At 51.0% G+C, this 12,117-nt stretch carries 10 protein-coding genes; all 10 read left to right on the forward strand.

The window, feature by feature from the left end:
• Positions 1-4: 4 nt before the first annotated feature.
• Positions 5-1,486 (forward strand): NHL repeat-containing protein, encoded by a 1,482-nt coding sequence (locus tag NNL21_RS30815; RefSeq protein ID WP_204819027.1) that lies wholly within the window; start codon positions 5-7, stop codon positions 1,484-1,486.
• Positions 1,486-2,100 carry a YIP1 family protein gene (locus NNL21_RS30820; RefSeq protein WP_204819028.1) on the forward strand — a complete coding sequence of 205 codons (615 nt, stop codon included), beginning with the start codon at positions 1,486-1,488 and terminating at the stop codon, positions 2,098-2,100. The genes NNL21_RS30815 and NNL21_RS30820 overlap by 1 nt, the downstream gene beginning before the upstream one ends.
• A gap of 10 nt (positions 2,101-2,110) precedes the next feature.
• A complete protein-coding gene (locus tag NNL21_RS30825) occupies positions 2,111-4,414 on the forward strand; it encodes a DUF5696 domain-containing protein (RefSeq protein ID WP_204819029.1) in 2,304 nt (767 codons plus the stop codon).
• A gap of 311 nt (positions 4,415-4,725) precedes the next feature.
• Positions 4,726-5,286, forward strand: a complete 561-nt coding sequence (locus NNL21_RS36895) for a carbohydrate ABC transporter permease (protein ID WP_373567615.1) — start codon at positions 4,726-4,728, stop codon at positions 5,284-5,286.
• Positions 5,287-5,291: 5 nt separating this feature from the next.
• Positions 5,292-6,287, forward strand: a complete 996-nt coding sequence (locus NNL21_RS30835) for a carbohydrate ABC transporter permease (protein WP_204819031.1) — start codon at positions 5,292-5,294, stop codon at positions 6,285-6,287.
• A gap of 136 nt (positions 6,288-6,423) precedes the next feature.
• Positions 6,424-7,524: a Gfo/Idh/MocA family protein gene (locus NNL21_RS30840; RefSeq protein ID WP_204819032.1), complete on the forward strand. Its 1,101-nt coding sequence runs from the start codon at positions 6,424-6,426 to the stop codon at positions 7,522-7,524.
• The gene (locus NNL21_RS30845; RefSeq protein ID WP_204819033.1) at positions 7,521-8,393 is read left to right on the forward strand and encodes a sugar phosphate isomerase/epimerase family protein; all 873 of its coding nucleotides are present in this window, start codon (positions 7,521-7,523) and stop codon (positions 8,391-8,393) included. Before NNL21_RS30840 ends, NNL21_RS30845 begins: the two co-directional genes overlap by 4 nt.
• 90 nt (positions 8,394-8,483) lie before the next feature.
• Positions 8,484-9,875 (forward strand): ABC transporter substrate-binding protein, encoded by a 1,392-nt coding sequence (locus NNL21_RS30850; RefSeq protein ID WP_204819034.1) that lies wholly within the window; start codon positions 8,484-8,486, stop codon positions 9,873-9,875.
• Positions 9,872-10,921: a glycoside hydrolase family 88/105 protein gene (locus tag NNL21_RS30855; RefSeq protein WP_204819035.1), complete on the forward strand. Its 1,050-nt coding sequence runs from the start codon at positions 9,872-9,874 to the stop codon at positions 10,919-10,921. The genes NNL21_RS30850 and NNL21_RS30855 overlap by 4 nt, the downstream gene beginning before the upstream one ends.
• 140 nt (positions 10,922-11,061) lie before the next feature.
• Positions 11,062-12,105, forward strand: a complete 1,044-nt coding sequence (locus NNL21_RS30860) for a beta-propeller domain-containing protein (RefSeq protein WP_204819036.1) — start codon at positions 11,062-11,064, stop codon at positions 12,103-12,105.
• Positions 12,106-12,117 lie beyond the last annotated feature (12 nt).

Below are 12,117 nucleotides of genomic sequence, written 5' to 3' on the forward strand. Positions count from 1 at the left end.
CGCTGTGAGAACGAAAGGACGGTTGGGGGTCGTGCTTGCGGTGACAGCAGCGTTACTGCTGACGCTGCCGATGACCGCCTTTGCCGAAATTCCATATGCCGGTTATACGTACAATAACAAACAGAATTCGGTTCCTTCGATCAATGGTTATGTGTATGCCGATTCGATCGACGGCTTCGAGAGCACGGCTGGCGCTTTTCAAGATATCCAGGATATCTTCATCGCCAAGGACGATACGCTCTACATCGTGGACAGCGCGAATAACCGGATCATCCATTACGATAAGAACAAGCAGCTGCTCGGAATCATCGGGGATACAGAGGGTAAAGGTCAGCTGAATATGCCAAAGGGCGTATTCGTGACAGATGATGACAAGGTATACGTAGCCGACACCAAAAACAACCGAATCGCGGTGTTTGACAAGGATGGCGAGTTTGTCCGGGAGTTTCTTGATCCTAAGAGCAAGCTGCTGGGCAGCAACTTTATGTACCTGCCATCCAAGGTGATCGTGGACAAGAACGGAAACATGTTTATCGTCTGCGACGGTTTGTACAGGGGGCTGCTGCAGCTGAACGCCAACGGGGAGTTTGCAGGCTTGTTCGGAGCGAACCATGTCGAGTTCAGTCTGACGAAGCTCATATCCAACCTCATCTCAACAGAGGAGCAGAAGAAACAGATCGCAGGCGAGAAGCCGCCGGAGTTTTCCAATCTGTTCTTAAATGAGGAAGGGTTCATCTACACGACAACGCTGGGCATTCGTCAGGAGCAGATTAAACGATTAAGCTCCGTCGGCAAGGACACGTTGAATGAGCAAAGCTCTTTAAAGGATAAGCATTATGGCGACTTTAACATGAGAGGCGGCAGAATGATCTATGAAGCCTTTGTCGATTTGAGCGTAGATCGGCAAGGCTTCATAACCACAGTCGATCAGACGACAGGAAAATTATTTCAATATGACAGCCTGGGCAATCCGCTGTTCATATTCGGAGGCCTTGGCACACAGAATGGGCTGTTCATTACGCCAAGCAGCGTTGCGCAGACATCGGACGGCGTCATCTATGTCGCCGATAAATCGCGTAATCGGATCGACCGGTTCCGTATTACGCCGTTCGGAGAGCTCGTTCATAAAGCGTCGGTGCTTTATGTCGATGGCCTCTATGAGGAAGCGCAGGAGCCGTGGCAGGAAGTGCTGGAGTTAAACGGAAACTTCGATATGGCTTATTTTGCAATCGGTAAGTCCTTATATAAGCAGGAGCGTTACAAAGAAGCGATGACCTATTTCAAAACCGCCCGCGCCAGCGATGAATATTCCAAAGCGTTTCTCGAATACCGCAAAGGCTACATCCAAGATCATTTTGCTGTCCTATTCGCCGGAGTAATTGGGCTTTATATTCTATTTCAGTTGACCAAGATGCTGTACCGAAGACGAAAGAGAGCGAGAAGGAATGGAAGATTTGTTTCGAAGGCAGAAGGGGGAGAAGCGTAATGGAAACGCTCAAGATGGCGAAAAACATGCTGCTTCATCCAATAGACTTTTTCTATGACCTGCAGGATGCCGGGCGTGCGCGCGTCAGCCGTGGATTCATCATGATCGGAGTCGTCATCGTCATCCGGCTGTTGTCCTTATCGATATCCGGATTCTTGTTTCAACCGAGAGAAGCTTATATGATTTCCCCGTTCACAGAGGCGCTTACCATTCTCATCCTGTGGCTCTCCTGGTCCATCGCCAACTGGGGAGTCAGCTCCATGCAGGAGGGGGAGGGCAAATTCAAAGAAATATTGGTCGGGAGCGCATACGCCTTGACCCCCTATATTGTCCTTACCATTCCGCTATCGCTGCTCACCAACCTGCTGTCGAAGTCGGAAAAGTCCGTTTATCTGTTTTTCTTCTTCGGCATGATCGTGTGGGTGGCTCTGCTGCTGCTCATGCAAATTAAAATCTTGCATGACTATGAGCTGCCAAAATTGGTGCTGGTGACATTCTTAACGATCGTGGGGATGCTGATCATCTGGTTCGTCATCATTATGGTATACGGTCTGGCTAATCAAGCGGTCAACTTTGCGCTCGGATTAATCAAGGAGATCAACTATCGGATCTAGGAGGGATCGAATGAATAAGAGATTGGCTTTCGGTTTCGTCCTGGCGGCTGCACTGATTGTTGCGATCATTCCTCTCTTGAGTGCAACCGAAGCCTCTACTGCGGAGCCGCAAAAGCAGGAGACGAAGTCAGACTCCAAGGATATGGCTTCGATTGAGGAAGGCGGCAACGTACTGTACGAAAATGCCACGAAAGACAAGACGGAGATTGCCGCCATACCGGTTGCCGAGAATGAGACGTTCCGAATGTTTGTGGAAGGCAAGGGTCTTGTTTATGTCGTTAACAAGAAGAACGGGAAAGTCTGGTACAGCTATCCCGCAGATCGATCCCGATTGAAGGGTTCCCAGAAGGATTTGATCGAAAATCCAGTCATCATCAAATATACGCAAGCAGGGAGTGCGCCTGCCCCCACTTATCCGGGCAAGGAGGAGGGGAAGGTTACCGCTTCCGAAATCGATGGAGGGGTACGGATCTCCTACGATTTAGCTTCGATCGAATTGAAATTCGCCATCGAGTATCGATTGACAAGCGATGGGATGACGCTTAAAGTGCCGTTTGGCCTTATCCAAGAAAATGTGAAAAACAGGCTGATCAGCTTGGAGCTGCTTCCCTATTTCGATGCAGCCCATGCCACAGAGCAAGGCTATCTGTTTATCCCGGATGGATCAGGAGCGTTAATTAACTTCAAAGCAGCTCATTTGAATTATTTCGACCGTTATTCGCAGCCGGTCTATGGAGGAGATACGGCATTCACCTCCCAGGTTCTGGAACAGTCAGCCAAGATTCCCGCGGGTTACTTGTATCCGAGTCCCAAAGAGAAGATCGCTCTTCCGGTATTTGGCATGCAACGCGGTGATCAAGGATATGCAGCGTTCATTACGGAGGGCGATCACGATGCGAGAATTAACGCTTCTCCGTCGGGATACCAGAATCAAGATTATTATCGGTCTTCGGTTGAATTCATCTATCGGAATAACGACTCGATCTACATCGGGGATTCCGGAGAAGTCCCGCTAACGCAAGGGAGGATTATTGAAGGTGACCGTTCCGTAAAGTATGTCTTGCTCGAGGATGAGCAGGTGAGTTATGTCGGTATGGCGCAGGTTTACCGCAGCTATTTGACTAATGAACGTGACATTAAGCCGGTAAGCAGCAGCCAGCCGGCATTCCAGCTGAGCTTGTTTGGCGGCGTTAAGCGCGATGAGATGATTGGCTCTACCTTTATTACGATGACAACCTTCAAGCAAGCGAGGGAGATCATCGACGTTTTCGCGGGCAGAGGGATTCAATCGATTGAGCTGACCTATGAAGGTTGGTCGATCGAAGGGATATACGGCAAGCAGCCCAAGCACTTCCCGGCCGAACGAAGCCTGGGAGGGGAGAAGGAGCTTAAGCGTCTGATCGCTTATGCCAAGTCCAAGGGGGTCAGCATCTATTTAACCGCCAACTATGTGAAGCCGTTTGCCGAGAATGCATCCTTTCGGCCATCGAAAAACGCCGTCCGCGGCATAGGGCGAGAAGTCATGTCCCTGTATGATTCGCATCTGGCTACGAGGCAGACGATCCTCAGCCGGGAGTATTACATGATCAAACCGAATTACGTTATCGACAAATACTTGTCGAAGGAAATCGGCGAGTATACGGAATTGGGGGCTTCAGGCCTCAAATTGGATTACGTAGGGGATTTGCTTTACTCCGATCAGGACTTGAAAAACACGTTCAGCCGGAAACAAACGATGGGCGCTTGGACGCAGCTGCTCGACTATACGCGCAGTAAAGTCGGCCACGCAGCAGTAGATTACGGGTTTGCCTACACGCTTGGTCATGTCGACCGGATCGATAACGCGCCGACCGACAGCAGCCACTTCGTCTTCGAGGACGAGACGGTTCCCTTCTATCAGCTCGTCGTAGGCGGACTTGTTCCGATGAGCGGGGAGCCTAGCAATCTGCGCGATGATGCGGTGAAGGATGCGCTCCGATTAATCGAGTATGGCGTTGCTCCATCCTATTATTTGACGTATGAGGATACGTCGGAGATTAAGAGGTCGTTATATGCCATGCTGTTTAGTTCGGTCTACAAGGATTGGCTGGACAAAGCCATTGCTGAGTTCGATGGTGCGAAGCAGCTGTTTCAAGAAATTGCGGGGCAGCCGCTTATCGATCACCGCAAGCTCGAGGATCACGCCTACATGTCGACCTATGCCAATGGAACGCAGGTAATCGTCAATTACAGCTCTTCTCCTATAACGTATGAGAACCACACGATAGAAGCTTTGCGTTTCGCACTCGTGAAGAAAGGGGACGGCAGAGAATGAAGAAGCTTCGTCTCACAGTTCGAACGAGAAGTTTTGTAGAAGGGTACTTCTTTATCTCATTATGGATTGCCGGGTTCTTTCTCTTTATGGCGGTTCCGCTCGGCCGTTCGATCTATTACTCCTTTCAGGAATTGAAGATGAACACGGGCCGAATGACAGCAGAATTTGTCGGGCTCGAGCATTACCGGTACGCATTCACCGTGGACATTGATTTCATGCCCATATTGATCAGCACGATCAAAACCGTGCTCATCCAAGTGCCTCTGATTCTCATATTCGCCATGTTTTGCGCCCTTCTTCTTAATAAACCGATGCGTGGACGGCTGTTCTTTCGCGGGGTGTACTTCCTGCCGGTTATCGTTGCATCGGGTAACTCGCTCAAGAGGCTGACAGAGCAGGGGGCTGCGACGCTGCCCATATTCAAGCAATACGACTTATATACCATCATGCTGAATTACATACCGGAGCAGCTGCTCACACCGCTGCTTACGATGATGGATTCGCTCATGATCGTGATGTGGGGCTCCGGTGTGCAAATCATTATCTTCATGGCTGGTCTTCAATCGATCCCGGTCTCGCTGTACGAAGCGGCCAAATGTGACGGTGCCACGCCGTGGGAGGTCTTCTGGAAAATAACGTTCCCGATGATGATGCCGATGATCTTGGTCAGCACCTTATTCACAATCGTGGATTCGTTCACGAAAGTCGACAATCAAATGATCAAGTACAATTGGACCCTGATGTTTAACAAGCTGAGCTTTGGCTATGCATCGGCCATCGGTTGGATCTACTTCGCCTTTGTTTTCTTGGTCATCTTCATCGTTCTGTTCATGTTCCGAAATACATCCGCTCTGGCGCAGGAAAGGAGGTAATGGCGGTGAAGGAAGTGCATAATCCGGCCCTGCAAGGCGGCCGATTGACCTTATTCCGGTGGATGGGCGCAACAGACTCCTGGCAGAACGCGATGGTCAAACGGGGAAACGAGCTCTTGTGGAAGGTGTTCCGGTATGTCGTTGTGTTCAGTCTTGCCTTCGTGTTCATCTATCCGATGCTGTTCTTGGTCAGCCAATCGCTGATGCGGGCGGAGGATATCTCGGATGCGACGGTGCAGTGGATACCAAAGGGGTTTTCATTGGAGAATTTCATCTTCGCGATTAACGCGATGGGGTATTGGTCGCATCTCAAAAACAGCGTCCTGATGGCATTCGGAGGCGCATTTCTCCAGCTGATCGGCTGTTCGATCGCCGGCTATGGATTCGCCCGTTACAACTTTCCGGGCTATCGAATTTGGATTTCCTTGCTGCTGCTTACGTTTCTTGTTCCGCCGCAGTCGATTATCGTACCGCTGTTCCTGTTCTTTAGCGACCTGAACTGGAGAGATACCTATTATCCGTTTCTCGTCCCGGCACTGTTCGGGCACGGCTTGCGGGGATCGTTGTTTGTCCTTGTGTTCATGCAGACCTTCCGGGGTCTTCCTCATCAACTGGAGGAGGCGGCAAGAATTGACGGAGCGGGAGCATTTCGCACATTCGTTTCCGTTATGCTGCCACTTGCCCGCCCCGCGATCTTGGTCGTGTTTCTATTCTCGATCGTATGGCATTGGAACGATACCTTCTTCCCGGATTTTTACTTGAATCAGGATAAGGATTATACGCTCAATCAGAAGCTCGGCTATCTGGCCATTACCAATCAAATCGATAGCACGGGTGAAGAAGCGCAGAAGAGCGATGATGCCATTGCCCAGCTGCCGACCAATTATCAAAAAATAATGGCCGGTGCGCTTATAACCATTTTACCGCTGCTCATTCTCTATCTGTTTACTCAACGATATTTTGTCGAGAGCGTGGAACGCACCGGAATTGCCGGAGATTAGTGAAAGGGGGAGGCCCGTGAATCATGATGCATAGGAAGGGAGGTGATTCGCCCCGCGTTCATCATGGATATCATAACGCTCTGGCATGTAGGGCTTTCATTTGACAAATAAACCATTTATGAAGGAGAGAGTTCGAATGACAACAACAATTCGTGTAGGGATCATCGGCAGCGGAGGAGTGGCAAGAGCACACGCAGCTAATTACAAAGCGCTTCCCGGAGTGGAGATTATCGGGGTAGCGGATATTGTTCCCGGCAAGGCTAAGGAGTTTATTGAGGCTTGGCAGCTGGACGGGGCCAAAGCATTCGAGTATCATCTTGATCTGTTGAATGAAGACATCGATGCGGTTAGTGTCTGTACGCCTCACGTCGCTCACCATCGCACAACCGTCGATGCGCTTCTCGCGGGTAAACACGTGCTCGTGGAGAAGCCTATGTGCTCCTCGCTCGACCAAGCGATCGAAATGGTGGAAGCGGGTAAGAAATCCGGGAAAATCTTGACGGTCGGCTTCCAGCCCCGTTACGACCCTAACCATCAAGCGATGAAAGAAATCGTGGACTCGGGGCAGCTCGGCAAGATTTATTATGTACAGACGGGTGCGGGGCGCAGGCGGGGGATGGCCGGCGGAACGTTCATCAGCAAAGAGATATCCGGTGCAGGTGCTATATTCGATATCGGCTGCTATTCGCTCGACATGGCACTCAACACGATCGGTTACCCGAAACCGCTGACGGTATCGGCCTATACGTCGAATTATTTCGGTACAAACCCGAAATATCACAGCCAATGGGATAAATTTGAAGTCGACGACTTCGGCGTTGCCATGATTCGTCTCGAGGGCGACATCCTGCTTAACTTCAAAATTTCATGGGCGATGCATGCGGAATCCTTCGGACCGACGCTGTTTCTCGGGACGGACGGCGGATTGGAAGCGAACCCTACGGGTCAAACATGGGATAGCCCTGTTGCGAATATGAAGATCTATCACGATATGCTCGGCCATCAGATCACGACCGAGATTCCCGTCAAAGCTCATAAGCTGGACGTCTTTCATGAGAAAGTGCGCGATTTTATAGCGGCTATCCGGGAGAATCGTCCTGCTCCGATTCCAGGCGAGCAAATTTTGATCAATCAAGCGATTCTGGACGGCATTCTCCGTTCTTCTGAACTGGGCAAGGAAGTGGAAGTGCATATCCCTTCCTTCCATTCCGCTAGAGAGGATATGATGAGCAAATGAATTGGAAAATAGGCATGCGCGTCCCAAGAAAAATCGGGGAACAAGGCTTCGACAATACCGCCAAATGGGCTGCAAGCGTCGGACTGGAAGTATTGGATGTCGGAGGCCCTCATCTGGCCGAAATGAAGGAAACCTGCGACCGGTACGGTCTCGAAATCGGGTCTGTCGACGCCGATCTTGTCGGTCATCTGCTGAGTGTAGACGACAGCAAGAGAGAGAATGCGCTCGTCTCCGTCAAGAAGCAGATGGATGACATGGCTTCCATCGGCGCGAGTGTCATGTTCATGTGCCTCGTGCCTGATGACCGTAAGATGCCCCGCCGTGAAACATTCGCGATCTGGAAGGATACTTTCCCCGAAGTCGTCCGGTATGCGGAGCAGAAGGGCGTGTATATCGCCATTAAAGGCTGGCCGGGTCCGGGTCCCGAGCTACCGACGATCGGCTGTACGCCGGAAATGTGGCGCGCGATGTTCGAGGCGATCCCATCCAAGCATTTTGGCTTAAATTACGATCCTTCGCATCTGGTGTGGCTGCGCATCGACTACTTGCGTGCACTGTCGGAGTTCGGAGAACGGGTCAATCACTGCCACGGTAAGGACACCGAGATCTTATACGAAGAGCTGTATGAAAGCGGCGTGATCGCGCCGACCTTCGGCTCGAAATACCATGATTGCGGCGGCTCCTGGCGGTATACGATTCCCGGTCACGGTATTGTCGAATGGGATAAAATAGCGGTTCGTCTGGATCGCTTCGGCTACCAGGGCTCCGTCTGCATTGAATTGGAAGATCACCGCTTCCGCGGTACGGCGGAGAACGAACAGCAGGGAATAGTGAAGGCCTACGAGCATCTGGCAAAATACTTTAAGTAATTCCGCTGCACACCACCGGATAAGTCGATCCCAGCAGCCGTTTTTTCATACTTATGTACCGCATCAATTCCACCCGAAGGAGTGCATATCATGAAAAAAAGTCCAATTCTTCTATTAGCCATGGTACTCATATGTTCGCTTCTATTAAACGCCTGCAGCTCAGGCTCAAATACGGGCAACGAACCGGCTAACAAGCCAGCTGACACGCCCACGAATACGACTACGGATGAGGTCACACCAGCAGAGGGAACGGGTGAAACGGTCGAAGTTAAAGACCCGAAGGATTACTCCGGAACGATTTCGCTGATGACCCCATGGGGAGAGTTTAATCCCAAAATCATCGAAGCGTTCAATAAAAAATATCCGAACATCAAAGTGGAATCTGCAGGCGGCGGCGACAATTGGGCGGATAAATTGATGACCTCTTTATCGACGGGTACGGGCGCACCGGATGTCGTGCAGGTTCACGAAGTATTCTACGACCGCTTCAAAGCCATTGACGGTCTAGAGGATTTACTCTTGCCCCCGTACGATGCCGGCAAGTACAAGAAAGATTTCACCGATAATGTGTGGAGCTTGAGCACCTCGCTCGACAACAAGAGATTGTTTGGATTCCCCTATTATTTGAATCCGTATGTCACCTTTTACCGGGCGGATGTGATGGAGGAGAACGGTTATCCATCCGATCCAAAGGAATTAGGCGAATATATCGCGGATCCGGATCAATTTTTCACGATGGCCAAAACATTAGCTTCGAAAGGGTATGTCTTCTTCCGTTGGCCGGGAGAAATTACCGATATCTCGCATAACGGAACCGGCTTCTACGATCATAATCTGAATTATTTGCGGAATACGGAAGAATTCGTTAAGGCGATCGATTATGCGAAGCGTTCCCTGCAGCTTGGATTGCTGACGAACGAGGATATACGCGGCGAGAAGGCCGACCAGGTTGTCAAGAACGGCAAGCTGGCGATGTATCATAACCCGCCTAGCGCGATTAACTTCCTGCAAGGTCGGGATACGACGAACCAATGGCGTGTGACTTCGCTTCCGTTCGGCAACCATCCGGCCAGGGGGATGTCGACCTTCCTCATCCCTTCGCAGAGCAAGAATAAAGAACTGTCGTGGGAATTCATCAAATTCGTAACGATGGATCAAACCGCGCTCGAGATTTATATGGAGCTTGGCGACTCGGTGCCTGCATTCTTGCCGGCCAGAGATTTCCCGATCGTCAAGTCGCTTGAAAATGAATATTTGGGCGGACAAAAAGCGCTCGAATTCTACTTCTCGCAGGTGGATTTAATCAAGAATCCAATCGGATCCCCTTTGGATTTTGACGCGAACGTCGTATGGAGAGAAGCGCTCTCGGAAGCTTTGACCAAAAACAAGGATTCTCAGACGGCACTGAATGAAATCATGGATGCGATCGAGAAGAAGGTTTCCGTTCAGAAGCATGATTTGATGAAGCAGCTCGGTCAATGATCATGCGTTCGAAGGAGCAAATCGAGCAGGCAGCCAGCAGCGTATACGCGTATATGATTCGTAATCACGACGGTAACTGGGGAATGGATCTGAATCAATGGGACTGGGTGCCTGGAGTAGGGATCAACGCCATCCACAGCTATGGCGTAAGCAGTGAACGGGAGGATGTGAAGCAGTTTGTAGCTGCCTGGCTGGAACGTAACGGGCGTAAAGCGGAGCGGGTTAAAGTGATCAATGCGATGGCGCCGTTCGTGATATTCCCGGATATGTTCCGCTTGACCGGCGATGACGGTTACAAGCAGACTGCTGTACGCATCGCAGATTGGATGATCCATGAAGCACCTCGCACAAGAGAGCGGGCGTTCGAGCATACGGTCACAGAAAACGCCAGCTTTCCCGAGCAGGTGTGGGCGGATACGATCTTCATGGCTGTCTTATTCCTCGCCCGAACAGCACGCCTGACGGAACGTACCGACTATGCCGAGGAAGCGGTGAATCAGCTGCTCGTGCATATGCGGCTGCTGCAAGATCCGGCAACGGGCATATTGTTTCACGGATGGAATTGCGGAACCGGTAATCATATGTCCGGTGCCCGATGGACGCGAGGCAATGGATGGGTCGTTATTGGTATGCCCGAGATCTTGGGAGAACTGAATGGCCTCGTTGAACTGCCGGATGAACTGTTCGAGCGCTACCGCAAGCTGGCCGACGGGCTGCTTCACTACCAGACCGCCGACGGACTGTGGCATACGGTCATGGATCAGCCGTATTTCTATCAAGAAACCTCGGGGAGCGCCGCCATAGCTTGCGGTCTAAGGAAGGCGGTCCGCTCGGGTCTGCTGGATGCATCGTATCGGATGGCGGCAGAGCGAGGGCTTGAAGGCGTCATGAGGAAAATTGCTTATAATGGCGAAGTAACGGGCGTGTCCAGTGGAACCCCTGTCAAAGACACCATCGATGATTATCAAGGAATTCCACTTATTCCAACACTGTATGGGCAAGGCCTGACGCTTATGCTGTTATCGGAGTGGTTGAGAGATTCATAAGGTACAGCTGCAGCTATTGGGGGCGGGCGTTTCTCATGGAACGCCCGTTTGTTTCGACTATAGGGCGTGCGTGAGTAATCTTCACTCGCACGCCGGTTCTTGGATTGGAATTCTCGAATAGGAAGGGAGAATCGGGAAATATGCTTACCATGCGATTATTTCAGGATATGAAAACAGGCCGTACCATACAGGCGATCGGTGAGCCGGGTACGGATACGGGCCGCCATTATTTTACGGCGATGTCGTGGATGTCGGACAACCGTCATATTGTGCTCAATGCCAAGCTCGGCACCTTCCAATGCCAGTATGTCAAGTTCGATACCGTAAGCGGAACGACCACGGTGCTGGCTGAAGACGAGCAGTGGGCGGCGGGAGCCGTATCCCCGGATGATAAGCTGTATTATATAAGAGGAAACGAGATTATGGTCATTGATTTGACTACGATGGAAAAAAATGTATGTTATAGGGCGGAGCAAGGAAAGGACTTTCATGGTCCGCTTTCGTTCACGAATGACGGCCAAACATTGGGTACGTACATGTATGATCCCAATGGCATTTGCTCACTTGGTACGATCGATCTTGCCTCAGGCCTACTCCATGTGGCAGCTATCCCGCAGTTTGTGAAACCGTACAGCGTAGCTAATCATGCGATGGTCAATCCGGTGAACCCGAACCTCGTCTATTACGCCCATGAAGGGAAAACGGAATTTATCCCCGACCGGCTCTGGGTGGCGGACATGCGTACGGGGGAAGTGAAGAATATCTACCGCCAGAAGCGTCTGGAGGACGGCACGCTAGTCGAATACTGCGGTCATGAGATGTGGGCTTCCAATGGGGAGGGGATGTACTTTGTCAAGTATAGTCCAAGTCCGCTCAAGCCGACCGGGGTTTTCTTTGCAGACTACCGGGGAGAGAATTGGGCGTTTATTAACGGGGATTATGCGTATTGGCATGCATGCGTGAGCCCGGATGGCCGCTATATTGTCGCAGATACGCATGAGTTGATTACAAAGATCGTATTAATCGACCTGCAGACGAAGACATCGGAGCTCCTGTGCGAGCAGCAAATGTGGTGGGATCATCCGGGGCACCCGCATCCTTCCTTCAGCCCGGACAGCAGGAAAGTCTCCTTTACGTTCGCCGACGAGGACAACCGCCTGTGGGCGGGCATCATTGAATTATGACAATGATAACAG

The sequence above is a fragment of the Paenibacillus mendelii genome, from assembly GCF_024498075.1.
In the GTDB taxonomy this organism is placed as follows: domain Bacteria; phylum Bacillota; class Bacilli; order Paenibacillales; family Paenibacillaceae; genus Paenibacillus_Z; species Paenibacillus_Z mendelii.